The organism is Natrinema amylolyticum (assembly GCF_020515625.1).
Taxonomy (GTDB): Archaea; Halobacteriota; Halobacteria; order Halobacteriales; family Natrialbaceae; genus Natrinema; species Natrinema amylolyticum.
Genome location: NZ_JAIWPJ010000001.1, coordinates 464,476 through 489,969 on the forward strand (window position 1 = coordinate 464,476; position 25,494 = coordinate 489,969).

Consider the following 25,494-nt stretch of genomic DNA (forward strand, 5'->3'; position numbering starts at 1 on the left):
CAGAAGGGGTCCCCCTATCCACCGCCGAGAGATCCGAGACTACCGAGACGGCCGGTATCAGGGCTGACGATCCAACCCACTGCGTTTTTAACACCCGGGCGTGTACAGGGCACTAGCGAAACCCGCGGGCAAGTGCGTTCGGGGCTTGCGATGTCGCGAGCTATCGAAGACGGAACCGCCGTCGCACCGAGCGCATAGCGGGATGGCCGACGCGCTGCAAGACGCCGGGGCCGTACGACTAGGCGTCCGCGGACCGTTTCGATGAGAGTCCATTCAGCGGCTTTCAGTGCTACGAACCATGGAAATCGAAATCGCAACCATTGGCGGCTACGAAGAAGTCGGACGGCAGATGACTGCCGTTCGCGCCGGCGACGACGTCGTCATCTTCGACATGGGTCTGAACCTCTCGCAGGTCCTGATCCACGACAACGTCGAAACCGAGCGGATGCACAGTCTCGACCTGATCGACATGGGCGCAATCCCGGACGATCGGGTCATGAGCGACCTCGAGGGCGACGTGAAGGCCATCGTGCCGACCCACGGCCACTTGGACCACATCGGTGCCATCTCGAAGTTGGCTCACCGGTACGACGCGCCGGTCGTCGCGACGCCGTTTACGATCGAACTGGTCAAACAGCAGATCGAGGGCGAGCAGAAGTTCGGCGTCGAGAACGACCTGATCAAGATGGAGGCCGGCGAGACGATGTCGCTGGGCGACTCCGGCGAGGTCGACCTCGAGTTCGTCAACGTCACGCACTCGATCATCGACGCGATCAACCCCGTCCTCCACACGCCGGAGGGGGCGGTCGTCTACGGGCTGGACAAACGGATGGACCACACGCCAGTCATTGGCGACCCAATCGACATGGAGCGGTTCCGTGAGATCGGCCGCGAAGGTGAGGGCGTCCTCTGTTACATCGAGGACTGTACCAACGCGAACAAGAAGGGACGGACCCCCTCCGAGAACGTCGCCCGCGAACACCTCCGCGACGTCCTCTACAGCATGGAGGACTACGACGGCGGTATCGTCGCCACCACGTTCTCGAGTCACATCGCCCGCGTGACGAGCCTCGTCGAGTTTGCCAAAGACATCGGCCGCCAGCCCGTGTTGCTGGGCCGCTCGATGGAGAAGTACTCCGGGACGGCGGAACGACTCGACTTCGTCGACTTCCCCGACGATCTGGGGATGTTCGGCCACCGCAAGTCCGTCGATCGCACGTTCAAACGGATCATGAACGAGGGCAAGGAGAACTACCTGCCGATCGTCACCGGCCACCAGGGCGAGCCCCGCGCAATGCTTACCCGAATGGCTCGCGGCGAGACTCCCTACGAGCTGGAAGACGGCGACAAGGTCGTCTTCTCCGCCCGCGTGATCCCGGAGCCGACCAACGAGGGGCAGCGCTACCAGGCGGAGAAACTGCTCGGCATGCAGGGCGCTCGAGTCTACGACGACATCCACGTCTCGGGTCACCTCAATCAGGAGGGCCACTACGAGATGCTCGATGCGCTCCAGCCCCAGAACATCATCCCGGCTCACCAGGATATGAGCGGCTACTCGAGCTACGTCAATCTCTGTGAGAGTGAAGGGTACAAGATGGGCCGAGACCTCCACGTCACGCGCAACGGAAACCTCATCCAATTAGTCGACTGATATGACGAGTCCCGAGGCACGCGAAGAGGCGGTGCTCGAGGCGGTCCGGCAGCGCCGCGAGCGGGTCAACGACGCGATCCCAGAGGAGTTGCCGATCAAACGGCCTGAACGACTCTACGAGGCCTCCCGCTACCTGCTCGACGCGGGCGGGAAGCGGCTACGGCCGGCCGTTCTGCTGACGACCGCGGAGGCATTGGCCGACGTCGAACCGCTGTCGACGGAGTACCGCTCGTTCGACGCACTCGATGGGAGCGGGCCGGTGGACGTCATGGCCGCCGCCGTCAGTGTCGAGGTCATTCAGTCGTTCACATTGATCCACGACGATATCATGGACGACGACGATCTCCGCCGGGGGGTTCCCGCCGTCCACAAGGAGTACGATCTCGAGACGGCGATCCTGGCCGGCGATACGCTCTACTCGAAGGCGTTCGAGATCATGCTCGATACGGGGGCGGAGTCGGACCGCATCGTCGAGGCGCTCGACGTCCTCGCGACGACCTGTACGAAGATCTGCGAGGGTCAATCGCTGGACGTCACCTTCGAGGAACGAGCCGACGTCTCGCCCGACGAGTACCTGGAGATGGTCGAACAGAAGACGGCCGTACTGTACGCCGCATCGGCGTGTCTCCCCGCAATTTTGCTGGGAGCCGACGACGAGACGATCGACGCACTCTACGGCTACGGGCTCGACGTCGGTCGCGCGTTCCAGATCCAGGACGACGTCCTCGACCTGACGGTCCCCAGCGAGCAACTCGGCAAACAACGAGGGAGCGACCTCGTCGAGAACAAACAGACGCTGATCACCGTCCACGCCCGCAACCAGGGCGTCGACGTCGACAATCTGGTCGACACCGACGACGTCGACGCGGTCACCGAGGCGGAGATCGACGACGCGGTCGCCGAACTCGAGGCGGCGGGCTCGATCTCCTACGCCAACGAGACGGCCCGCGATCTGGTCGAGCAGGGGAAGAATCGCCTCGAGGTCGTACCGGACAACGAGGCCCGCGAGTTGCTCTGTGAACTCGCGGATTACCTGATCCAGCGCGGGTACTGAGAGGGACCGTCCCCATCGAGTCGGTCGCGGACCTCGGACCCGCGGTTTTTGGCCGTTCGTCGCACTCGAGCGACGCGTGTCGTCTCACGGCGCGAAACCGAGAGCGACGATCAGACACTGAGACGCTGCGATGGTCCCTACGAGCGCTATCTGCAATGCTCGAGCGAACGGATGATCGGATAATAGAGACGGGACGAGGGCAGATCGCGACGGCGAACGTGGACCCGGCCGACACCCCGAATCGCGAGGGTTTTGGGCCGGGCGCGAATACCGGTCGATAATGGAAGACGAGTTACGCGAGCGCGTCGAGCGCGAGGCCGAGAAGCACGCGCTGTTGAACGCCGTCAAACACGAGAGCGACGCCGCGGTCGGTGCCGTAATGGGGCCGCTGATGGGCGACAACCCGGACTTTCGAGAGCACTCCGACGCCGTCCCCGGCGTCGTCGGCGGCGTCGTGAGTCGCGTCAACGACCTCGCGTACGAGGAGAAACGAGCCCGTCTCGAGGAACTCGCACCCGAGGAACTCGCCGAGATCGAGGCCGAGGAGGAGGAAGACAAACACGACCTCCCGGATCTCCCCAATGCGGACGACTACGACGAGATCCGGATGCGGTGTGCGCCGAACCCGAACGGGCCCTGGCACGTCGGCCACGCCCGGATGCCCGCCGTCATCGGCACCTATCGCGAGCGCTACGACGGCTGGTTCTGCGTGCGGTTCGACGACACTGACCCCGAGACCAAGCGACCCGACCTCGAGGCCTACGACGCGATCCTCGAGGATCTCGACTATCTCGGCTTCGAGCCCGACGCGACCTACAAGGCGAGCGACCGCCTCGAGACCTACTACGACCACGCCCGCGAACTGATCGAGATGGGCGGGGCCTACACCTGCTCGTGTTCGGGCGAGGCGTTCTCGGAGCTGAAGAACTCGGGCGAGGCCTGTCCCCACCGCGAGAAGGACCAGGAGACCGTCCTCGAGGAGTTCGAGGCCATGATCGACGGCGAGTACAGCAGCGGCGAGCTGGTCCTGCGGGTCAAGACCGACATCGAACACAAGAACCCGGCGCTGCGCGACTGGGTGGCCTTCCGGATGATCGACACGCCACACCCGCGCGAGGAGGCCAGCGAGTACCGCTGTTGGCCCATGCTCGACTTCCAGTCGGGCGTCGACGATCACCTGCTCGAGATCACCCACATCATCCGCGGGATCGACTTACAGGACTCCGCGAAGCGCCAGCAGTTCGTCTACGACTACTTCGGGTGGGAGTATCCGGAAGTCATCCACTGGGGGCACGTCCAGCTCGACGACTACGACGTCAAGATGAGCACGTCGACGATCGCCGAGCTGATCGAGGAAGGGAAACTCGACGGTTGGGACGACCCGCGAGCGCCGACGCTCAAGAGCCTGCGCCGGCGCGGCATCCGCGGCGAGGCCATCGTCGAGGCGATGACCGGACTCGGCACCTCGACCACCGACGTCGACCTCGCGATGAGTTCGATCTACGCGAACAACCGCGACCTGATCGACGAGGAGACCGACCGCCGCTTTTTCGTCCGCGACGGAAACCAGATCCCGCTCGCCGGCGATCCGCCCGCCGAAGCGAACCCGCCGCTTCACCCCAATCACGAGGAGCGCGGTGTTCGCGAGATCCCCGTCGGTGACTCCGTCATGCTCGAGCTCGGGGACATTCCCGACGGAGACGAGAGCGAGGAGCAGCGCATCTGGCTGAAGGGATTCGGCTGTTTCCGGTTCGACGACGGCGTCCTCCGATACACCGGCGACGATATCGACGTCGTCCGCGAGGGCGGTGTCGACGTCATCCACTGGGTGCCCGCCGACGGGAGAGTCCCCGTCCGCATGCGAACGATGGACGGCGACGTGACGGGGCACGCGGAACCGGGCGTCGCCGACCTCGAGCCCGACGAGATGGTGCAGTTCGAGCGGGTCGGCTTCGCACGAATCGATCGCCACGACCGCGACGAGGACGACGAGGAGACGGTCGCGTACTACGCGCATCCCTGATTCGAGCGCTCGAAGCGCTATCGACCTCGAGTCGGGAGCAGTCCGCGGGCGTTACTGTGAGTCGCGCGACCGGAGCGTGACGGTCAGTCCCGTCGTCCGGCCGAACTTGACCTGAACGTCGCCCGCGACCCGCTCGTATCCCGCCGCGGTCGTCACGATGCGGTGTCGACCGTGCTCGAGCTCGAGTTCGAACTCGCCGTCGTCATCGACCGCCGTTCGCGCGCCGTCCGTCCAAACGGTCGCGCCGTCGACGGGGGTTCCGGTCTCGTCGACGACGGTGCCGTCGATCCGTCCCGTCTCCGCGATCTCGTCGTCGCCCTCGGCGAGCTGGACCCAGCCGAAGGCCGTCTCGCCGTCTTCGACCAGTACCTCCTGATAGCCGTCGCTGTATCCCTCGGCGTTCGTGACCAGGATCTCCCACCAGCCCTCGCTCACCTGAAATCCCTTCTCCCAGTTTTCACCGTCGGGAGCCGATCCGAGCGGTGCGGTAACGCCGTATCGCTCGTCACCGAAGACCGTGATCTCACACGGGATCGTCCGACCGCCGCCGACGGGCGTCGCGGAGACCTCCAGATCACCGCTGCCGGGACCCCACTCGCGCTCGAGGCCGACGTCCATCGAGACCGTCTCGCCGTCCGCGACGTTGACCGCGATCGATCGAGACGCGTAGCCCGGCGCAGTCACCGAGAGTGTATACTCGCCGCGATCGATCTCGAGGGAGTACGACCCCGACTCGTCCGTTCTGGTACTGTTCTCGTCAGCCGTCACCGTCGCGTCTGCGACCGGGCGTCCGAAGTGCGTTACCGTGCCCTCGATGCGAGCGCTGCCGGTCGCGCCGGTCGAATCGGTGTCGGCCGCGCCGACTCCGGTCGCGGCTCCGATCAGTCCGGACCCGACGAGGGCCGTCCGCTGAAGAAACGTTCGGCGATAGTTCGACATCTGGTATCGACTGGACGAGAGGGCGATCGGTTCATAACCCTTCGGTCCGAGAAAACGGCCATTGAGGCTGAGAAACCCGAAATATTGTATTATAGCCTCAATCGAATATCCCTGAAACCGGCCCGGTTTGCCGTCGAGGACTGTGGGAGTAGTCGGGCGATGAACGACTCGAGCGGCGGTCGCTATCGATCCCGACTACTCGAGCAAGTCCTCGCTCCGGTCGGGGAGCGGGTCAGCGACGACACCGTCCCGTCGACCCAGTACGCGGGCGTGGGCGGCACAGACGAGGCGGTTCTCGTCCCAGGGAATGTGTAGCTCGACCGCGGCGGGGCGCTCGCAGTCGGACTCGGAACACTCCATTCGTTCGTGTGAACGACACCCACGGCTTCAGTCTTTCCCGCGATCAGAGCACGAAGACGGCCACGACGAACCCGAGCAGGACCGACGCCGTCAGCAGGACCTGCACCGCCGTCGACGCGAGGGTCCCGACGGTCGTGTAGACCGCCGAGCGCGCGCTCCCCTCGAGTTCTCCGTTCCGAACGAACTCGAGGACGAAGACGGTGCCGAAGAGGCCGGCGAGCAGCCCCAGCGGACCGGTGACGAGCATGAGGACGATCCCGACGACGGCAGCCGCCGCCGTCGTCACCCACGATGCGCCGCCGGCGCGTGCGGCGATCGAGCCGCCGAAGAACTCGACGAGTGCGGTGACGACGGCGATAAAGACGAGGACGGCGAAGGTGAGGGCGCTCAGTTCGGCGAGTCCGGAGCCCCACCAGTAGACGGCGAGACCGGCCAGCGAGAGGAGGCCGCTCGGTACCATCGGGACGGCCGCGCCGACGATTGCACCGACGAGCAACGCGATAGCGACGACGAGAGCGACATCGACCATACCGGGGCGACGACGGACCGCGGCAAAGGCGTACCGCCTTCAGGAGCATCTACGGAGGCCACTGACCGTCACTGTATCCTGATCGCGCGGTAGCCGTATAGCTGTCCGATCAGTACGATACTCGTTTCAGTGGCTACTATAGGCGGACGGCTCCGAACCGGAGATATGACGCACTCTCGCGGGGCGATCATCGTCGGCGCGTCGTCGGGCATCGGAGAAGCGCTGGCCCGGCGACTCGCAGCGGACGGCTACGAGATCGGCCTGACGGCGCGGCGGACGGAACGACTGCGGGCGATCGGCGCGGAACTGCCGACCAAATCGTACGTCGCGACGATGGACGTCACGGAGCTCGAGAACGCTCGAGACGGCTTTTTCGAACTGGCAGAGGCGATGCCATCGGTCGACCTCGTCGTCATCAGCGCCGGGGTCGCGACCGTCAACCGGGACCTCGAGTGGGAGCCCGAGCGGCAGACGGTCGACGTCAACGTGGGCGGCTTCACCGCCGTCGCGACGGCGGCGATGGAATACTTCGAGCGCGATTCGAATACCGCGAGCGAGACCGATGGGCATCTCGTGGGCATCTCTTCGGTCGCGGCTCACATCGGCAACGGTGACGCACCGGCGTACAACGCCTCCAAGGCCTACGTCTCGACGTATCTCGAGGGGCTTCGCTATCGACAGAGCGACCGGGACGCCGACGTGACGATCACGACCATCGAGCCGGGGTTCGTCGACACCAAGCTCTCGCTGGGCGGGTTCTGGGAGTGTTCGCCCGAGACAGCGGCCGAGCAGATCGCTCGAGCGATCCGTAAAGAGCGGAGCCACGCCTACGTGACGCGGCGGTGGCGGGCCGTCGCGTGGGTGCTGGATCTCGCTCCGGAACGGCTGCTCCGGCGGCTCTTCTGAGGCGTTTCCGGAAGCATCCGTCTCGGAGGAGAACTATCAGGGCCGCCCGTTACGGATGCGATTCGCCTCGCGGAGCCCGATCGGAGATCGACCTATTCGTCATTAAACCGCTCCCGAACCTCGAGCGCCGCGTCCGATCCGTAGCGGTCGACCAGCGGGCGAAACGCGTCGCCGAGCGCTCGCATGCACTGGCCCGACGAGTGGTACTTGAGGTGGTTCGCGACCGTCTCCCAGTCGTGACCCTGGAGGGTGCGCAAGACGAGCAACCGTTCCTCGCGGTCCGTCAGGGCGACGGTCTCGGGGTCGTCGACGAGATAGCGGACGACGAGGGCCCTGAACGGTCCGGGATCGACGTCGAACAGCCCCGGCCCGTAGGCGGCACCGGCGACGACCCGCCACTCGTGGTCCGTTATCGAGAGCGGGGGTCCGGCGTCGGCGTCGACGCTTCGGAGGAGCGCTCGAGCGACGTCGGGCGCGAGATCGTCGAGCGCGTCCGAACTGAGCGCGGCGAACCGGCGGGCGAACCAGTCGGCGTGGCGGTCGTGGAGCGCCCGGCCGTCGTCGCTGGTCGGCGCGAGCATGAGCGCAGAGTACTCGCCGCTGGCGTCGTTGCGGGTCGTCGAGACGTGGACCGTCCGATAGCCGTTCTCGCGCCAGAACTCGAGGAGGCCGGGTGTCGCGCCGAAGCCGGTGCCGAGCCAGTCGACTCGCTCGCGGGACCGACGGTCCCGTTCGTCGTCCGAGACGCGGGGCGTCTCGCTGTCGGCGAACTCCTCGCGGATGCGCTCGAGCAGGCGCGAGCCGAGTCCCCGGGAGCGGGCCGCGTGGTGGGTCGCGATCCGGACGACGCGGCGGCCGACGGGTTTGCTCGCCGCCTCGTCGCGCAACTGGCTCGTCAGCACGTCCGGGAGCATGTTGCCGCGAACGCGGCCGCCCTCGTACATCATCGCGCGAGTGTCGGCGGGTAACTCCCCCTCGCGAGCGAGCAGGGCGACGCTGACGACGTGGCCGTCGTGGAGTAACGCGCGCGCCGCGAGATTGGGCGCGTCGAGCAAGCGCGCGAGGTCGTTGGGTTCGGTCCGGTAATGGGCGAGGACGAGCAGCCCGAAGGCCTCCCGGAGCAGTCGGTCGTCCTCGAGCAGGTCGTCGGGCTCGAGCCGTCGATACGTGACCGTCTCGGGCGTCGCGTCGGCCACGAGCGGCTCGACCGGCGGGCGAGCGTCGAGCAGCAGTGCCCGGAAGGCCCACACCTCGACGGGGTCGCCCGCCGCGTAGCGGATCGGCTCGACGAGCGTGCGGTCGGTCACCGCGTGATCGCTCTCAGCGAGTCGGTCCCGGAAGCGGACCGAGAAGCCCCGCCCCGCACCTTCGTAGCCGTGGATCGTCGTCGCGAAGGCGACCCGATCCGCCGCGAGCAGCGACTCGAGCGTCGCGACGGGCAGCGCCGCGGCCTCGTCGACGATGACGACGTCCGCCGATTCGAGCCCCTCGACGGCCGCGGTCGGCTCGAGGAATTCGATCGAGCCGCCGGCAGGCGTCTCGATCCGACGGGAGTCGACGATAGCGGCGTCACCCTCGAGTGCCTCACAGAGTTCTCCCGCTCGGTCGAACAGTTCCGCCGCGTTCCGCGCGGCGGGAGCGGTTACCAGGACGCGCTCGCCCTCGAGGGCGAACGCTCCCGCGGCCAGCCCGGCGGCGCTCGACTTGCCGCGGCCGCGATCGGCCTCGAGCACGACGGCCCGTTCGGGCTCGCGAAGCGACTCGAAGGCGGCGACCGCGTCGACCTGATCGGCCGTGAGACAGGCCTCGTAGGCGGCGGCCGGAAATCGGTGGTCCGGCGGCGGAGTCGGGGTCTCCGTCGCCAGCCGCGGGGCCGGGTCAATCAGGCCGTCGGCCTCGAGCCGATCGGTCTCGAGGTCGACGATCGCGATGCCGCGGTGGGTCCGCAGCGTCTCGACGAGGCGGCGTTTGAACCGGCCGGTGACGTCGGCCAGTTCGAACGGCGGGACGGCGAGCGATTCGTCGAACGCGCCGCGGCGGTCCGGCCACGCCTCGAGCGGCGGCGTCAGCAGGACGAAGAGTCCGCCGCCGTCGACCGCGCCGGTGACTTTGCCGAGCGCGTTCGGCTGGAGTTCCCCGTGGGCGTCGACGGCGATTACGTCCCGCGTGGTCCCGAGGAGGTCGCTCGCGTTGACCTGCGGGAGTTGTTCGCAGCGGAGTCGGTCGTCGGGACCGACAAGCGTCGTCCCGGTGATCGGAACTGAGAGTGCGTCGAGGATCGACTCGAGGGCCTCGTATCCGCGTTCGCGATCGCCGGCGAGAACGAGCAGTCGGCGCTCGTCCGCGCGCTCGGCTTCCTCGCGGAGCGACTCGGCGAGGCCGACGATATCGACGTCCATGTGTTCGGCTTCGGGTCTCGAGAGTAATAGGCAACGGAACGCCGACGCCCGGATCGAAAGTCAGGACCGACCGTCGGCGAAACCGGTCACGGCCGTCGCGAGGAGGGCATGACGGAGGCGTCGGGGCATACGCCCACCATGTGTCGGAACTGAAACATATCTATGGATACCTCGTCACGGCCGTCCTCGAAACCGAGTTCAGTCCAACCGATCCGTCTATGCGGATGGATCGCACGGCTTCGTGCGTTTGAACACGCTTTTAAGGGGGGCAACGCTATTCGAGTGTACACCCTACGCGGGGTTGATGATGCTCCTAGCTTCACAGGACTTCCGCCGGGATCGGCCCGGCACGGGTACCCAGTGCCCGGACGGCAGGGGAGCGCGAGCCCACGTGTAGGAGAGGTGAACAACCAATGTCAGTCTACGTCAATACCGACATCCCAGCCGACCTCGCCGACGACGCTCTCGAGGCGCTCGAGGTCGCACGAGACACAGGACGAGTAAAGAAAGGAACGAACGAAACCACGAAGGCGATCGAGCGCGGCAACGCCGAGCTCGTTTACGTCGCCGAGGACGTCTCTCCCGAAGAGATCGTCATGCACCTTCCCGAACTCGCTGAGGAGAAGGGCATTCCCGTCGTCTTCATCGAGACCCAGGACGACGTCGGCCACGCCGCCGGCCTCGAGGTCGGCTCGGCCGCCGCGGCGATCGTCGACGCCGGTGAGGCAGCAGACGACGTCGAGGACATCGCCGACAAGGTCGAGGACCTCGACTGAGGTGATCAGAGATGAGTGCTGAAGAGGAAGAAAGCGGCTCTACGCCCGCCGAGGTCATCGAGGTCGTCGGCAAGACCGGCATGCACGGCGAAGCCATGCAGGTCAAATGCCGAATCAAGGAGGGCGAGAACCAGGGACGTATCATCACCCGTAACTGTCTCGGGCCGGTCCGCGAAGGGGACGTACTCCAGCTTCGCGAGACCGCCCGCGAGGCCGACTCCATCGGAGGACAATAATGGTCGAGAAACGAACCTGCGACTACACGGGCGAAGAGATCGAACCCGGCACGGGCATCATGTACGTCCAGACGGACGGCACCGTGCTCCACTTCGTCGACTCCAAGGCGGAGAAAAACTTCAAGCTCGGGCGCGAACCGCGCGATCTCGAGTGGACCGAAGAAGGTCGTCGCGGCAAGGGTCCATCGCAGGCCGACACGCCTGCTGACGAGGAAGCCGACCAGACCGAGCAGGTCGAGACCGGCGAAGACGAGGACCTCGAGACGGAATCCGAAGCCGTCGACGAAGATGAGGAAGACGTGCCCGCCGGGGACGAAACCGTCGACGAGACCGAGGAGACCGAGGCCGAGGAAGCATGAGCGATCACGAGCGAACCTTCGTGATGGTCAAGCCCGACGCCTTCGCACGCGGACTGGTAGGCGAAGTCGTCTCTCGACTCGAGGACCGCGGGCTCAAGCTCGTCGGGATCAAGGTCGAGAACATGCCCCGTGCACGGGCGGAAGAACACTACAGCGAACACGAGGACAAGCCGTTCTACGACGACCTCGTGGACTTCATCACCTCGGGACCGGTCGTCCCGATGGTCTGGGAGGGCCAGGACGCGACGCGGCAGGTCCGCCAGATGATCGGCGAGACCGACCCGCTCGAGGCCGACCCCGGAACGATCCGAGGCGACTACGCGCTCGATCTCGGTCGGAACGTCGTTCACGCCGCCGACCACGAGGACGAGGGCGCGAACGAACGCGAAATCGGCATCCACTTCGACGACGACGAGCTGATCGACTACGATCAGCACGACGGCGAGTGGCTCTACGAATAACTCCCTCGACGTACCCTCGGTTCTGACGGATCGGACGTCGACCGGGCTGCGTTGCGACGAGGATGATTCGCTCCATCGATTCTTCTCGACGGACTCGCTTCGGGAGTGGGAACGCTGCGACCGGGCGCTCTCAGCCGATTGTCCGTCCTTCTCTCGGACTCTGGCCTATATTCGACGCGAGGAGGAACCCGGTTTCTTCATTCGAAACATACGCTGCGTGGAACGCGGAATGAAACGGATCATTTAGACAGATAACGAACCGATCGGATTGGGAACCGGTTCAAATGGAGAGTCATGGATATCGTTCTCCCGTCATCTGCTTTGCTAAAATTCATCAATACATCGTTTTACGGCTTCAACAGTCGCATCTGTGATGCCCAACCGTTAGGATCTCGAACATTATATACAGATTTAACACAGGTATTTTTCTAGGGAGACGTAAGGTCTAATGTGGCGGCTGTCGAATAGTAGCTTGGTGGTTTCGAATGGTAACACACGGTAGGTGGTTCGTGGATGCGTGAAACGGAGGGAACAGCCGCGTTGACGGCGGGCGTGATGCCGTCGCTCGACCTCGTTTTCGATCTGCTTTCGAACAGTCGACGGCGATACGTCCTCTACTACCTCAACGACCAGCCGGACGGCGTCGCCACGATCGAAAACCTCGCCGAGAACGTCATCAACCTCGAGGAGGCGACGACGCGTAGCGATGCGGACGAAGAGTCGACTGCAGGTCTGGCAGCCGGTCGCGACTCACCGGACCGGCGAGCCGAGATCCAGATGGAACTCCAACACGTCCACCTGCCGAAACTGGAGGACGCGGGGGTTCTCGAACACGATCGGCGCAGCGAGACGGTTCGCTATTGGAGCCAACCGTCGCTCGAGGAGTGGCTCGAGCACGCACACCACAAGGAATTCGAGTGATTCGGGGAGAGCGGTGCCGTCGCTAGCGGTCGCACGACGGTGGGAGACGCCGTAGGGGGGGATCGCTGAAAGGTTTAAGATTCAGCCCGTGGTTGGTCCACTGGAGCGTCGGTAAATCGCAAGACGGGACGGTCGTGACTTTATGAGGTGTGATATCGTCTCACTCCTCAAAACTTAACAAGCGAGATACCGATGCAGAACGTGAGGTGCATACTATGGCTGATCACGAACTTCCACCATTACCGTACGATTACGACGCGCTCGAACCGGCTCTGTCCGAACAGGTGCTGACCTGGCATCACGATACGCACCACCAGGGCTACGTCAACGGCCTGAACTCCGCCGAGGAGACCCTCGCGGAGAACCGCGAGGAGGGCGACTTCGGCTCGACCCCCGGAGCCCTCAAAAACGTCACCCACAACGGCTGTGGCCACTATCTCCACACGCTGTTCTGGGAGAACATGTCCCCCGACGGCGGCGGCGAGCCGGAAGGCGACCTCGCCGACCGTATCGAGGAGGACTTCGGCTCTTACGAGGGCTGGAAGGGCGAGTTCGAGGCCGCTGCCGGTGCCGCCGGTGGCTGGGCGCTGCTGGTATACGATCCGGTTGCGAAGCAGCTTCGCAACATCGCGGTCGACAAGCACGACCAAGGCGCGCTCTGGGGCGCGCATCCCGTGCTCGCGCTGGACGTCTGGGAACACTCCTACTACTACGACTACGGTCCGGACCGCGGCGACTTCATCGACGCCTTCTTCGACGTCGTCAACTGGGAGAAGGCCGAAGAGGAGTACCAGACCTGCCTCGGCCACTTCGAGTAAGTCGGCAGTCGAAGCGACGAGCCAGTCAATCCTGACTTTTATCGCCGACCGCGACACGGAGAGCGCTGCCACTAGAGGGGTCACTGAACGCCGATCCGCACCCGATCGCACGACGACCGTGCGAGCGGCGCGGAAATCGGTCAGGTGGGACGATAGCCGTCATCCTTGCTCGAGAACCGGGCGTTCGCGAGTACTCGGTCGACGGACCGCCGTACGCGACATGTCCGCCGAGTGACTATCATGGTTTAACTTCGCGTGGATAGATCACACATGCCATATGGCCGCCGAGGACAGCAGCGTCGACGCGACGGTCGAGAATCGGGACCAACAGCGACAGCGATCGCCGCTCGAGACGAGCGCAGGGAACGCCGGCGAGGCACTCGCGGCGGATCTCCGGGCCGCCTGCAGCGGAGACGTGCGATTCGACGAGTACACGCGTGTCCTCTACGCGACCGACGGCAGTATCTACGGCGCACAGCCCGCCGGCGTCGTCTTTCCCAGAGACACCGATGACGTCCGCGCGGCGATGCGCGTCGCGGCCGACCACGGCGTGCCGGTCTTGCCCCGCGGCGCGGGGTCGTCGCTCGCCGGGCAGACGGTCGGTCCCGGCTGCGTCGTCCTTGACCTGTCGCGACACATGGACGATATCCTCGAGATCGATCCGGACGAGCGAACCGCCGTCGTCCAGCCGGGCGTAGTCCAGGACGATCTCGACGCCGCACTCGAGCCCGATGGTCTCCGGTTCGCGCCCGATCCGGCCTCCTCGAATCGAGCGACGATCGGCGGCGGGATCGGGAACAACTCGACGGGCGCACACTCGGTTCGGTACGGGATCACGGACGCCTACGTCGACGAGTGCGAGGTCGTCCTCGCGGACGGCTCGTTGATCCGGACGCGAGACGTCGTCCTCGATAGCCCGGAGTGGGATCGGATCGTCGCCAAGGACGACCGTGAGGCCGAACTCTACCGGACGGTACGCGCACTCGTCGAGGACAACGCAGCGGAGATCGAGGAGCGGTATCCGAATCTCAAGCGGAGCGTCAGCGGCTACAACCTACAGAAAGTGATTCGGGAGGACCCCGAAGGGAACCGGGTACTCAACCTCTCGAAACTGCTCGTCGGCGCGGAGGGAACTCTGGGAGTCGTCGTCGAAGCGACGCTCTCGCTCGTGACCCGGCCCGAGGAGACCGCGCTGGCCGTCTACTGTTACGACGACCTGCTCGAGGCGCTCGCGGCCGTTCCCGAGGCGCTCGAACTCGAGGCCAGCGCGGTCGAGCTCATGGACCGGGAGGTGTTCCGGCTGGCCGCGGAGTCGGCCGAGTACGCCGAATACGCGGAGCCGATTCCGGACGGAACTGAGGCGGCGCTGATGCTCGAGTTCGACTCCGAAGTCGTCGACAATCTGCCCGACGCGATCGCCGGTGCGACGACCGGGCTCGTCGACGAGGGTTCGGCGTTCGGTTCGATCGAGGCGTTCTCGCCGACGAAACAGGATCGGCTCTGGAAGCTCCGGAAGGCCGCAATCCCGCTGTTGATGAGCATGGAGGGGGATCCGAAGCCGTACCCGTTCGTCGAGGACGCCTCCGTTCCGCCCGAAGAACTCGCGGAATACGTCGCCGGGTTTCAGGAGGTCCTCGAGAAACACGACACGACGGCGGCCTACTTCGCCCACGCCGGCGTCGGCACGCTCCACATCCGGCCGGTTCTGAACCTCAAGGAGGGCGACGATGTCGAGAAGATGCGCGCTATCGCCGACGACGTCACCGACCTCGTCCGCGAGCACAACGGGTCGTTCTCGGGCGAGCACGGCGACGGCCTCGCCCGGACGGAGTTCAATCCCAAGCTGTACGGGCCGGATCTCTGGGCCGCCTTTCAGGACCTCAAGTCGGCGTTCGATCCGGACTGGCGGCTGAACCCCGGCAAAGTAGTCTATCGCGAGGAGGATCCGACCGACATCCGCGAACACCTCCGCTACGGGCCGGACTACGCCTCGCTCGAGCCGCGGACGACGCTGGACTTCGACGACGAGGGTGGGTTCTCGCACCTCGTGGAACTCTGTAACGGCTGTGGCACCTGTCGGCAGACCGACGGCGACGTGATGTGTCCCACGTACCGGGCGACCGAGGAGGAGATCGCGACCACCCGCGGGCGAGCGAACCTGCTCCGGGCGGCGATCAGCGGCGAAATCGACCCCGAGGAACTCTACGGCGAACGGTTTCAGGACGAGGTGCTCGACCTCTGTATCGGCTGCAAGGGCTGTCAGAGCGACTGTCCCACCGGAGTCGATCTCGCGAAGCTCAAGGCCGAAGTCAAACACCAGTACCACGACCGCGAGGGGACGAGCCTGCGCGAACGGCTCTTCGCGAACGTCGACCGGCTCGCGGCGCTCGGGAGCGCGTTCGCGCCGATAGCCAACCGCGCGACGGCGCTCCCGGGCGCGCGGACGGCCCTCGAGAAGACCGTCGGGATCGCGGCCGATCGGACGCTACCGACGTTCCGGCGGGAGTCGCTCGTGGACTGGTTCGCGGAGCGAGACGCCGACGGCGTCTCGGAAACGCGAGCGGTATCACTGCGAGCGCGGGGCGGATCGACGGTCGACGCCGAAACCGCGACGGCTGGCGTCGTCCTCTATCCCGACACGGACACGAACTACTCGAATCCCGAGATCGGGAAAGCCGCCGTCGAGGTCCTCGAGGCCGCGGGGATCCGCGTCGCGATCCCCGATCTCGGTCCGACCGGACGAGCGGCGTATTCGACCGGGATGCTCGACGTCGCCGCCGAGCAGGGCCGGGCGCTGCTCGACGACCTCGAGCCGTTCCTCGAGCGCGGCTGGTCGGTCCTGTTCGTCGAGCCCTCCGACGCGGCGATGGTCGTCGACGAGTACCGATCGCTGCTCGAGGACGATCGGGCCGACGCGCTCGCGGCGAACGCGTTCGGCGTCTGCGAGTACCTCGACGCGAACCGGCTGGACGAGGAGTTGTCGTTCGACCAGTCGGCGACCGCGGACACGCACCTGACGTTTCACGGTCACTGTCACCAGACGGCCCGCGGCGCGGACCACCACGCGGTCGGCGTGCTCCGCCGGGCGGGCTACGCCGTCGATCCGGTCGACTCGGGCTGCTGTGGCATGGCCGGTAGCTTCGGCTACGAGGCTGAACACTACGAGCTCTCGACGGCCATCGGCTCCTTGCTGCGCGAAAAACTCGAGGCCAGTGCGGCCGATGAGGAAGGCGGGGACGGCGAGCCGACCGTCGTCGCACCCGGCACCTCCTGTCGGACGCAGGTGGGCGACTTCGAGGGCTACGACCGGCCCGCCCACCCCGTCGAACTGCTCGCGCGGGGACTCGAGGAGTAGCCGGGGGACGCGTTCGCCGGTTCGAGAGTGGACGCAACGTGAGTGTCCTGCTCATCGTGGCAACACGGAGTAGCCACGCCCTCCCCAACCGACTCACTCGGTCGCGTTGCTCCCTCGCTCGTCCAACGGAAGGCGCAAAGCGCCTTCCGAGCCTTTGCTCACCCCGTTCGCAAAGACCTCGCGCAGAGTCGCGCCGCGGTTCGCCGTCGCGGCGAACCGCGTCTCAGCGCGCGCCACCGCACCGTGGGGGATCAGCTCTCGTCGTCGACGCCGGCCGCCCGCAGGTACTCCTCGAGCAGCGTCGGGAACTGCCCGCCGCGGACGTAGCGCAGCCCGAACTCGTCGGCCCAGGAGATGATGCCCCGGTCCTCGGTGACGACGCCGGCGTCGAGTTCGCGAGCGAGGATCAGCAGGTCGAAGTCCTCACGGGAGTCGAGGACGCCCTGTCGGAGCGCCCGGCGATACTTGTCGCGCATGTCCGAGAGGATCCGGTCGGCGTCGGTCATGTACTCCTCTTTCCCGTCGTCGTTCGAACCGCTGGCGAGCGCCTCGGGATCGAGCTGTTCGACCTCGCGGATCGCCTTTTCGGAGACGCGGAGCCCGCGGTCGACCCGGTCGCTCATCTCGTCGATGAAATTGTAGACGATGTTCGCCGGAATCGTGACGCCGTACCGGTCCGGGCTCTTGCGGACGACCCACGTATCGAGCCGCGAGAACACTGCCTCGTCGACGTCACGCTCGCGCAGCATCGTCGCGAGTTCGTCGTGGATCGACGGCGGCACGTAACAGGAGATGTTGAGTTCGAGCCGAGCGGTCGCGACGAGGTCGAGCAACCGGACGACGGCGTCCTCGAGCGATTCGTCGTCCTGACGGATCTCCTCGGTGATGAACAGCGACGTGTCGAGGACGAACTGTTGGCGCGGCAGTTCCCCGGGCATAGTCGTCAGTTGGGCGGGAATCCACATAGGCCTCATCCCGCCGGGGGTCCGCACAGGGAGATGACCGACCCGACCGCTGATCGATGGCCGGCCCGGTGTTTTTCACCGGGAACGTGGTCGGACGAGGCATGGACCGCAAGGACTACCTCGAGCGGCTCGAGGCCACCACCGACGAGCCCGACGATTTCTTCGAGCACGTCGAGCAGCGGTCGGCGGCGGGCCGGACACACTACGTTCTCACCGCCGCTCGCCACGGCGTCGAGCGCGGGACGGTCATCGTCGAGGAGAGCGAGAGCGTCGTCCGCGGCTATCCGAGCGTTCCGCGGATCCTCGTGCTGGACCCGGGTATTCCCTCGTTCTTCGAAGCGGGCGACACCGTCGCGATCGAGGAGAAACTGGACGGGTTCAACGTCCGGGTCGCGGTCCCCGGAGACGAGGAGAGCGACCCCCTCGCGTTCACCAGAAGCGGCTACGTCTGTCCGTACACGACGGATCGGGCGCGCGACCTGCTTCCGCTCGAGGACTTCTTCGCGGACCACCCGACGAAGACCCTCTGTACCGAACTGATCGGGCCGGAGACGCCATACACGACCCACGACTACGAGGGAGTCGACTCCCACGAGTTCCGCGTGTTCGACGTCCGAGACCGCGAGTCCGGCGACCCGCTGTCCGTGGCCGATCGACGATCCCTCTGTGCGGAGTACGGGTTCGCCCAGCCCCGGTTTTTCGGGCGCTCGGAGCCGTCCGCGGCCGTCGAGACGGTTCGAGACGCGATCGACGACCTCGATGCGGCGGGCCGGGAGGGCGTCGTCCTGAAGTCGGCGGACGGCGAGTCGATGGTCAAGTATACCACGGAGTCCCAGCATCACGACGAACTCGCCTACGCGTTCTCGCTGCCGTTCGAGCACGGCCGCGACTTCGTCTTCTCCCGGATCGTTCGCGACGCGTTTCAGGCCGCCGAGTCGGACGAAACCGACGACCGGCTCCGAGAGCGGGCTCGAGCCCTCGGCGAGTCGATTCTCCGGCCGATGGTCTCGACCATCGAGGACGTCCGAGACGGCGAACCCGTCGGCGAACGCCACACCGTCAGGGGCGATCCCGACGCGATCGACGCGCTGTTCGAGCACTTCGACGAGCAGTCGCTGACGATCGACCGCCGGTCCGACCGCCGCGAGGACGGCGAGCGGGTCGTCGAGTTCGTGAAGGTAGCCGAATCGAGCCGGGACCGGATCCGGTACTATCTCGACGGGGGGACGCGAGACGAGTGACGGGCAGCGCTCGCACACGCGATCGACCGCGAGTTACCGAACGGATCAGGGCTGCGACGATTCGGTCACGCCGGCCGACGCGTCCGATTCGGAGTCGGCGTCCGAGGAGATCGCGCCGGCGGCCGGTTCGACGCCGCGGAACTCGAATCTGGCACCGCCGGTGTCGCTCTCCGTGACGGTGCCGGTCCAGTCGTGGGCCGTCGCGATCTCGGCGACGATCGCGAGTCCGAACCCTGTCCCGTCCTCGTCGGTCGTGTAACCCCCCTCGAAGACCCGATCGCGCCGGGACGACGGAATTCCGCTGCCATCGTCCGCGACGTAAAACCCCGCGACGGATCCGTCGCGGGCGTCGCCGAGCGTTCCCACCGTGATCTCGAGGCCGGCGCCGTCCGCACGCTGAGCCCCGTGCTCGAGCGAATTGCGGAACAGGTTCTCGAGCAGTCGCGTGGTTCGCTCCGGATCGGCGAGGATCGTGACGTCGGCGTCGATAGCGATCGATGCCGCCCCGGTCTCGACACCGTTCCACGCCCGTTCGGCGATATCTGCGAGCGCGACCGGCTCCGGCTCGGTCACGTCCGCCCCCTCGCGAGCGAGCGCGAGGACGTCCTCGATGATCGTCTCCATTCGCTCGTGGGATCGCTCGATCTCGTCGAGATACGCCGCGTTATCGTCGGCTTCCCGAGCGAGGTCGAGGTAGCCGTCCGCGACGTTCAACGGATTACGCAGATCGTGAGAGACGAGGTCGGCGAACCGCTCGAGACGGTCGTTCTGGCGCTGTAACTCGGCTTCCCGGCGCTTTCGCTCGGTGATGTCGCGGACGACGAACAGCCAGCCGACGTGGCGATCGCGGCCGTCCTCGATCGGGGTCGTCTTCACGAGGTAGTGCTCGCCGTCGACCTCGAGTTCCCGTTCGGCCGGTTCGCCGGCCGCGGTCAGCGTTCGGAACTCCTCGCACAGCGCGGGCCAGTCGGCCAACAGCGAGTCGACGGTGGCACCGATCGGCGAGCCGTCGACGTCCGCGAGCAGGCTCCGGGCGACGGGATTGGCGTCGATCAGTCGATTGTCGTCGTCGACGACGAAGACGCCGTCGGTGACGCTATCGAGGACTCGATCCCGGGCGATCGGGACCACGTCGGTCAGCCGGTAGCGGACGATCGCGATCGCATACAGCGCGCCGGTCGCGATGAAGCCGATCGGCGTCGTGTCGACCTCGATCGGTCCGAGGGTGTAGACGCCGTTCGCGACCCAGGCCGCGACCGTGCCCGCGAGCAACGCGGCGCTCTGGCCGCGGTACAGCGACCGCGATCGGTACAGGAACTCGCCGATCAGGCCCGTCGCGACGGCGAGGACGGTATAGGAGTACGCCGTATGTATCCAGAACGCGGGACCCCACTCGACGACCCCTTCGTGCAGGGTATAAAAGAGGGCGTCCGGGTTCACGACTACGAAGAGGGCTGCCAGGAGCGGTTCGATCGAGAGCGCAGCCAGGATCGTCGGCCGGGTAAAGCGCTCTCGCCCGGTGTACTCGAGCGTGAACACGAGCAGCGTCATCGTCGCGAATCCGATGCCGAGAAACATGAGCGCGAACAGCGCGCGGGCGAGCGGCCCCGACTCGAGCCGCATCAGTGCGAGCCCGGTTCCGGTCCACACCGCCGCTGCGAGTACGTTCGCGAGCAGCGGCGCTGCACCGGGGCGATCGCGATGTCGCCACAGCACGCCGGCGAGGACGACGCTGTTGAGGACTGCAATCACGTAGACCGCCTGTATCGCGTCGCCTCCCGTACCCAGTGCCATCGCTCTCAGTCGAACGGCGACTACATAAAGTGCAACGGCCGTCCCGGCGGCAGTCGCGGCTCGCTCTGGACGGCGATCGTTCGACGCGACCCCCCGTCAGACCCCCGGTACAGGGCCGTAGCGAAGGATACTGCCGGTAGGGTCTCACGAGCGGTCGCAGCCGATTGCTATCGACACCGCTCCCGCGGAACGGTACGACGTGCTGTGGCCACCGGCGTGAACCCAGGCTCGAGCGTGGTCGAGCTCCGGAAGTCGGGCGCCACGCGGCCGCACGCGAACGAATCATTTAGGCGTCGCCCCCCAGTACGGACGACACATGCCCGTACCCAAATCCGAATTCGACGAACTTCCGCCGTGTGACTTCTACACGCCGGCGGAGCTCCTTGAGGACGATCAGATGTACACCGTCTACGAGATCGCTCGTATGCTACAGGGCGTCGAACCCGACGCCGAACTCGAGCCCGAGACTGAGGACATCCTGCTCGACTGGGCGATTCCGTGGGTCATGACCAACGCCGACGATCTCGTGGTCGCCGAACCCCGCGACGAGGACGAGCCCGGCTACTACGGCCTGAGAGAATGATCCTCCTCGTGGTCGGTGCCGATCGCGTCGACGCCGGCAAGACCACGTTCTCGGCCGGCCTGCTCGAGCGAACCGGCGCGGTCGGCTACAAACCCCGCGCCGGCAACGACTTCTGGTTCGATCACGACGACTGCCGGCGAGCGCTGGCCGACGGCCGACTCTACGGCAAGGACGCCGCGCGCCTCTCGACGGCGGACGGCCGCGGTCGGTCACCGGAGCGATTGAATCCCGTTCATCGACTGTGGCGACCCGCCCCCGACGGTGGCACCGGACTGCTCGGTCGAGCGGACAGGGAATTTCTCGTCGACCGAGTCGGGCGCGACGGCGACGACCCGCTGTTCGTCCGCAACGCGACCGCCGAAGTGCCGGCACGGGTCGCCGAGGCGCTCCCGCTCGAGGACGCCGTCCACGTCGAGAGCGTCGGCGAGTTCAACGACCTCGCCGAGGAGCGGTACCTCCCCGCGTTCGAGCGACTGGCCGCCGAGATCGAAGCGGCCGACGTCGCTGTCGTCGAATCCTACAGCGACATCGCGCGGCCGCTCGAGGCGCTTTCACCCTCCTCGATCGCCGCCGTGGCGGCCGTCGAACCCGGTCGCGCGCGGATCTATCCCGGCGATCGCTACTGTCGGGCCTGCGAGATCGCCAGCTCGAGTCCCAGAGACGGGGCCATCGAAAAACGCGTTCCGGACGTCCTCGACTATCTCGACCCCATCGACCGCGTATCACTCCCGGCGCTCGGGAGCGACCGACAGAACGATCCCGCGCAGGTCGCACGCGCGTACGACGACGCCTACGAGGCGTTGCTCGAGGTCGCCGGACGAGTCTGAGTAGCCGCCGTGTTGTCGGAAGCGACGAATAGGACTGTGAATCGAGGGGCGTGCTGCCCGAACTCAGGCCTGCCGCGCCATCTGGGCCGACAGTTCGACGTGATCGTAGGGATCGGTCGTCACGCTCGGCCCGTGGCCGGTGTGCATTTCCGCGAGACCGGGATCGATCCGCTCGAGCACCCGATCGATACTTTGTATCAGAGTCTCGCGATCGCCCTCCTCGAGATCGGTGCGGCCGAAGCTCCCGTTCTGGAAGACGAGATCGCCCGCGAACAGTACGCTCGCCGTCTCCGAGTGAAAACAGAGGTGGTCGTTCTTGTGGCCGGGCGTGTGGAGCGCGACGTACTCGTCGTCGCCCAGTCGAACCGTCTCCTCGTCCGCGATAGCGTGATCGACGCCCTCGATTGCGGTGTCGTACCCCCACGCGTCGACGTCGAACGCCTCTTTCACCGCGGCGAGGTTACCGACGTGATCGCGGTGCGTGTGAGTGAGGATCACCGCCTCGAGGTCGTCGACTCGGGAGCGGACGGCGTCGACGACGTCGAAGTTCGCGCCCGTATCGACGAGCACGGGTCGGTCCCCGGTCACCAGAAAGACGTTACTGGTAAACGCCTGCACGCCCTGCGCGAGATTAGCGATCATGCGATCCGGTAGGCGGTCGTCGGGTTTGTGGGTATCGACACGGATCAGTGACCACCGGACGGCGAACTGCCCCCGTCGAAACGAACTCCTGAGGGGCTAAGACGGCACATATCTGCCGATTTGGAAGTCAGATCGACTGATCCGTGTATTCACAAGGATTTTTAGCTGCGGCACGTAGTGGTAGACGAATGAATCGGCCGGTCTCTGTCGGACTCGTCGTTCTCGTTATCCTCGCGTCCGTTGCCGGCGTCAGCGGGTCGGTCGCACTGACGACCGCCGGACTGGCCGCCCAGTCAGCCGCGGACCCCGCGACCGCGGATCCGAGCCCCTTCGTTTCACAGGAACGAGACTGGGACGACACGACCTTCGACATCACGGTGTACGAGAACGGGAGCGCGACGTGGACCTTCCGTCACGAGCGACTGTTCGCGAACGAGGAGAACGCGACCGAAGCCGAACGGAACTTCAGGGCGTTCGCCGAGGCGTTCGAGGCCAATGAAACCGGGCGGTACGAGGCGTTCATCAATCAATCGAATGAACTGGCGGCGGCCGGCTCACAGGAGACCGGCCGAGAGATGGACGCGACGAACTTCAACCGGTCTATCCGTGTCGACGAAGGACGGATCAATCCGCGCGGTGTCGTCGAAATGTCGTTCACGTGGACGAACTTTGCCGCCGTCGAGGGCGAGACGATCGTCGTCGGCGACGTCTTTCGGGACCTCTATCTGGCACCCGACCAGTCGATCGAACTCGAGGCGGGTGGTGACCTCCAGTTCCGTTCCGTCGCCCCCGAACCCGACGGCCGGTACGATAGCACCTCGCTCGAGAACACGGGGTCAGTCGAGTGGAGCGGCGAACGGCAGTTCGCCGACGGCCGCCCGCGTGCGGAACTCACCAGCTCGACCGGTGGGGCCGTCGGGAACGACAATCAGGGGTTAGTCGGTGCGATGAGCGGTGACATCATCTGGTATCTCCTCGGTCTCCTCGTTACCGGAGCCGGGATCGCGGCCGTCGTCTGGTACCGCCGATACGGCCCCGGTGCCGGCGATACCGCCGTCGGCACTGCGACCGATCGCTCGGCCGAATCGACGGCACCAGCAGCCGACGCGACCACCGACTCGAGCGCGGACGCAGGGGCGACGGCCGTGGACGACACCGGCGCCGGCGCTCCACTCTCCGACGAAGACCTCATGACCGACGAAGACCGCGTCGTCACGCTCATCCGAGAGAACGGCGGCCGGATGAAACAGGTCAACATCGTCGAAGAGACCGGCTGGTCGAAGTCCAAGGTCAGCATGCTCCTCTCGGACATGGAAGACGAAGGAACCATCAGCAAACTCCGCGTCGGTCGCGAGAATATCATCAGTCTCGAGGGCTTCGAACCCGAAGCGACGAAATCGCCGTTCGAGGAATAACGGCGACCGCTGTCAGCGGCGTGCTGATAGGTTCTCGCGTGGGACTGTTCGACACTCTCGGAACGAAACGGAATCCTTAAACATCGTACTGCGCTACGATTGAGTGAAGACGAAGCCCGCTCCGGTGTCCTGCGGGGCGACGTAATGCAGGGCGCGGAGAGAGGTGATGCGTCGAGCTCCGATGGTGTAGTCCGGCCAATCATATTGCCCTCTCACGGCAATGACCTGGGTTCGAATCCCAGTCGGAGCATCTCACTTTTCCGCTTCGTCGATTCTCGCCGAAACGGTATCTCCTATTTGAGTGCTAAAAAGCGACAATTCATTCCGGAACCGGCGTGCCGTTCGTCTCCGCTGGTAGCGCTTCGGAAACGTGAGGGACCGATATTGCGCCGCATTTATATGTGATATCTGAGTTGTCACGGACGGAGCACACTATCTAATGGGAATTCTCGACTCGTTTGGCGGCCTCGTCGGCAGTATTATCGCGGCAATCGTCATGCTCGTCTTCGCGATCCTCAGCTTCTTCGTTACGGTGTTCATCGTGCAGATGGGTGCCGGATTGGCCAGTTACTCGCCGAGCGGCGACTTCGTCGTCCTCGCCGCCGCGATCCTCGCGGCCAGCGCGATCATGGCAGGGTCGTCGCCGATGGCGAGCCTCGGCGAGACGCAGTAACACCGCGCGATCGGTCGACACGCTATCATTTTATTGGAGAAGCCGGGTCGACGCAGTCCCGACTCTCGCCGCGAGAACTGATCGATCGACTCCGTTGAGGAACTAGAACGCTCGAGCCGAGACCGGTATACCGGGAGGGTGAGCCGCTGCGGCCGAAATCGCGGGTCGGTCACTCCGCTTGCTCGCCGTCGCCCATCCACCGCACCCCGAGCATCTGATAGCCGTCGAATTCGCCGCGATCGATCTCGGCGTCGATCTCCGCGTGAGTCTCCGAGTCGATGCGAGCGAGAGACGAGCGTACCGTGGAGGGCCGCCGGCTCGTATCGATCGGCGACTTCCTGAAGCACTTTCACGCCGTTCAGTTCGTCGCCGTGGAGCGCCGCTGTCAGGAACACCGTCGGACCCGCGTGCTCGCCGTTGATGATCGTCACCGGTATCTCGACGGGGTCGCCGAGATACGTCTCGCCGATTTCGTAGCGAACGTGACGCCGCTCGCCCGGCTCGACTTCCGCGTCGTATCGGAACGGTTCCGGCGAAGTATCAGCCATATACACCGTCATCCGCGCC

23 protein-coding genes, 1 tRNA gene and 1 pseudogene are annotated in these 25,494 nt (G+C 65.7%); 17 read left to right on the forward strand and 8 right to left on the reverse strand.

Going from position 1 to position 25,494, the window contains the following annotated elements:
* Positions 1-298 precede the first annotated feature (298 nt).
* From LDH66_RS02400 to LDH66_RS02410, 3 genes are all read left to right on the forward strand, one after another.
* A complete protein-coding gene (locus LDH66_RS02400) occupies positions 299-1,651 on the forward strand; it encodes a ribonuclease J (protein ID WP_226479482.1) in 1,353 nt (450 codons plus the stop codon).
* 1 nt (position 1,652) lies between these two features.
* Complete coding sequence (idsA3, locus tag LDH66_RS02405) at positions 1,653-2,705, forward strand: geranylfarnesyl diphosphate synthase (protein ID WP_226479483.1); 1,053 nt, start codon at positions 1,653-1,655, stop codon at positions 2,703-2,705.
* 280 nt (positions 2,706-2,985) lie between these two features.
* Positions 2,986-4,728 (forward strand): glutamate--tRNA ligase, encoded by a 1,743-nt coding sequence (locus LDH66_RS02410; RefSeq protein ID WP_226479484.1) that lies wholly within the window; start codon positions 2,986-2,988, stop codon positions 4,726-4,728.
* Between the two features lie 51 nt (positions 4,729-4,779).
* Here LDH66_RS02410 and LDH66_RS02415 read toward each other — a convergent pair whose 3' ends face one another.
* The 3 genes from LDH66_RS02415 to LDH66_RS02425 all read right to left on the reverse strand — a co-directional run bounded on the left by LDH66_RS02415 (position 4,780) and on the right by LDH66_RS02425 (position 6,556).
* Positions 4,780-5,667, reverse strand: a complete 888-nt coding sequence (locus LDH66_RS02415) for a carboxypeptidase-like regulatory domain-containing protein (RefSeq protein ID WP_226479485.1) — start codon at positions 5,665-5,667, stop codon at positions 4,780-4,782.
* Between the two features lie 195 nt (positions 5,668-5,862).
* Positions 5,863-6,027, reverse strand: coding sequence for a DUF8014 family protein (locus LDH66_RS02420; RefSeq protein WP_222918631.1), 165 nt, complete (start codon positions 6,025-6,027; stop codon positions 5,863-5,865).
* A 43-nt stretch (positions 6,028-6,070) separates the two neighbouring features.
* Positions 6,071-6,556 carry a DUF456 domain-containing protein gene (locus tag LDH66_RS02425; protein ID WP_226479486.1) on the reverse strand — a complete coding sequence of 162 codons (486 nt, stop codon included), beginning with the start codon at positions 6,554-6,556 and terminating at the stop codon, positions 6,071-6,073.
* A gap of 165 nt (positions 6,557-6,721) precedes the next feature.
* Between LDH66_RS02425 and LDH66_RS02430 the strand changes: the two genes are divergently transcribed.
* A complete protein-coding gene (locus LDH66_RS02430; protein ID WP_226479487.1) occupies positions 6,722-7,462 on the forward strand; it encodes an SDR family NAD(P)-dependent oxidoreductase in 741 nt (246 codons plus the stop codon).
* Between the two features lie 92 nt (positions 7,463-7,554).
* Here the strand turns inward: LDH66_RS02430 and tmcA are convergent, their stop codons facing one another.
* Positions 7,555-9,861 carry a tRNA(Met) cytidine acetyltransferase TmcA gene (tmcA, locus tag LDH66_RS02435; protein ID WP_226479488.1) on the reverse strand — a complete coding sequence of 769 codons (2,307 nt, stop codon included), beginning with the start codon at positions 9,859-9,861 and terminating at the stop codon, positions 7,555-7,557.
* A gap of 413 nt (positions 9,862-10,274) precedes the next feature.
* Between tmcA and rpl7ae the strand changes: the two genes are divergently transcribed.
* The 7 genes from rpl7ae (at position 10,275) to LDH66_RS02470 (ending at position 16,787) form a co-directional block, all read left to right on the forward strand.
* Complete coding sequence (gene rpl7ae / locus LDH66_RS02440) at positions 10,275-10,637, forward strand: 50S ribosomal protein L7Ae (protein WP_226479489.1); 363 nt, start codon at positions 10,275-10,277, stop codon at positions 10,635-10,637.
* An 11-nt stretch (positions 10,638-10,648) separates the two neighbouring features.
* The gene (locus LDH66_RS02445; RefSeq protein WP_006184658.1) at positions 10,649-10,873 is read left to right on the forward strand and encodes a 30S ribosomal protein S28e; all 225 of its coding nucleotides are present in this window, start codon (positions 10,649-10,651) and stop codon (positions 10,871-10,873) included.
* The gene (locus LDH66_RS02450; protein WP_226479490.1) at positions 10,873-11,232 is read left to right on the forward strand and encodes a 50S ribosomal protein L24e; all 360 of its coding nucleotides are present in this window, start codon (positions 10,873-10,875) and stop codon (positions 11,230-11,232) included. The genes LDH66_RS02445 and LDH66_RS02450 overlap by 1 nt, the downstream gene beginning before the upstream one ends.
* Positions 11,229-11,693 (forward strand): nucleoside-diphosphate kinase, encoded by a 465-nt coding sequence (gene ndk, locus LDH66_RS02455; protein ID WP_226479491.1) that lies wholly within the window; start codon positions 11,229-11,231, stop codon positions 11,691-11,693. The genes LDH66_RS02450 and ndk overlap by 4 nt, the downstream gene beginning before the upstream one ends.
* Positions 11,694-12,206: 513 nt before the next feature.
* Positions 12,207-12,614, forward strand: coding sequence for a DUF7344 domain-containing protein (locus tag LDH66_RS02460; RefSeq protein ID WP_226479492.1), 408 nt, complete (start codon positions 12,207-12,209; stop codon positions 12,612-12,614).
* Between the two features lie 215 nt (positions 12,615-12,829).
* Complete coding sequence (sod, locus tag LDH66_RS02465) at positions 12,830-13,432, forward strand: superoxide dismutase (protein WP_226479493.1); 603 nt, start codon at positions 12,830-12,832, stop codon at positions 13,430-13,432.
* Positions 13,433-13,709: 277 nt separating this feature from the next.
* A complete protein-coding gene (locus LDH66_RS02470; RefSeq protein ID WP_226479494.1) occupies positions 13,710-16,787 on the forward strand; it encodes an FAD-binding and (Fe-S)-binding domain-containing protein in 3,078 nt (1,025 codons plus the stop codon).
* Between the two features lie 251 nt (positions 16,788-17,038).
* Here the strand turns inward: LDH66_RS02470 and LDH66_RS02475 are convergent, their stop codons facing one another.
* Positions 17,039-17,725, reverse strand: coding sequence for an RNA ligase partner protein (locus tag LDH66_RS02475; protein WP_226479495.1), 687 nt, complete (start codon positions 17,723-17,725; stop codon positions 17,039-17,041).
* 128 nt (positions 17,726-17,853) lie between these two features.
* On the opposite strand from LDH66_RS02475, the gene LDH66_RS02480 reads away from it, so the two are divergent.
* Positions 17,854-18,993, forward strand: coding sequence for an RNA ligase (locus tag LDH66_RS02480; RefSeq protein WP_226479496.1), 1,140 nt, complete (start codon positions 17,854-17,856; stop codon positions 18,991-18,993).
* 45 nt (positions 18,994-19,038) lie between these two features.
* Here the strand turns inward: LDH66_RS02480 and LDH66_RS02485 are convergent, their stop codons facing one another.
* Positions 19,039-20,787, reverse strand: a complete 1,749-nt coding sequence (locus LDH66_RS02485; RefSeq protein WP_226479497.1) for a histidine kinase N-terminal 7TM domain-containing protein — start codon at positions 20,785-20,787, stop codon at positions 19,039-19,041.
* 316 nt (positions 20,788-21,103) lie between these two features.
* On the opposite strand from LDH66_RS02485, the gene LDH66_RS02490 reads away from it, so the two are divergent.
* Both LDH66_RS02490 and LDH66_RS02495 read left to right on the forward strand, forming a co-directional pair.
* Complete coding sequence (locus LDH66_RS02490; RefSeq protein ID WP_226479498.1) at positions 21,104-21,370, forward strand: DUF5827 family protein; 267 nt, start codon at positions 21,104-21,106, stop codon at positions 21,368-21,370.
* Positions 21,367-22,197 carry an ATPase gene (locus tag LDH66_RS02495; RefSeq protein ID WP_226479499.1) on the forward strand — a complete coding sequence of 277 codons (831 nt, stop codon included), beginning with the start codon at positions 21,367-21,369 and terminating at the stop codon, positions 22,195-22,197. The genes LDH66_RS02490 and LDH66_RS02495 overlap by 4 nt, the downstream gene beginning before the upstream one ends.
* A 63-nt stretch (positions 22,198-22,260) precedes the next feature.
* Here the strand turns inward: LDH66_RS02495 and LDH66_RS02500 are convergent, their stop codons facing one another.
* The gene (locus tag LDH66_RS02500; protein WP_226479500.1) at positions 22,261-22,839 is read right to left on the reverse strand and encodes an MBL fold metallo-hydrolase; all 579 of its coding nucleotides are present in this window, start codon (positions 22,837-22,839) and stop codon (positions 22,261-22,263) included.
* Positions 22,840-23,027: 188 nt separating this feature from the next.
* Between LDH66_RS02500 and LDH66_RS02505 the strand changes: the two genes are divergently transcribed.
* From LDH66_RS02505 to LDH66_RS02515, 3 genes are all read left to right on the forward strand, one after another.
* Positions 23,028-24,254: a helix-turn-helix transcriptional regulator gene (locus LDH66_RS02505; protein WP_226479501.1), complete on the forward strand. Its 1,227-nt coding sequence runs from the start codon at positions 23,028-23,030 to the stop codon at positions 24,252-24,254.
* Between the two features lie 175 nt (positions 24,255-24,429).
* Positions 24,430-24,504 (forward strand) — tRNA-Glu (locus LDH66_RS02510).
* Between the two features lie 189 nt (positions 24,505-24,693).
* Positions 24,694-24,927 carry a hypothetical protein gene (locus tag LDH66_RS02515; protein WP_226479502.1) on the forward strand — a complete coding sequence of 78 codons (234 nt, stop codon included), beginning with the start codon at positions 24,694-24,696 and terminating at the stop codon, positions 24,925-24,927.
* A gap of 290 nt (positions 24,928-25,217) precedes the next feature.
* On the opposite strand, the pseudogene LDH66_RS02520 reads toward LDH66_RS02515, so the two are convergent.
* A pseudogene (locus LDH66_RS02520) lies at positions 25,218-25,475 on the reverse strand (succinylglutamate desuccinylase/aspartoacylase family protein); the annotation flags it as partial.
* Between the last annotated feature and the right edge of the window lie 19 nt (positions 25,476-25,494).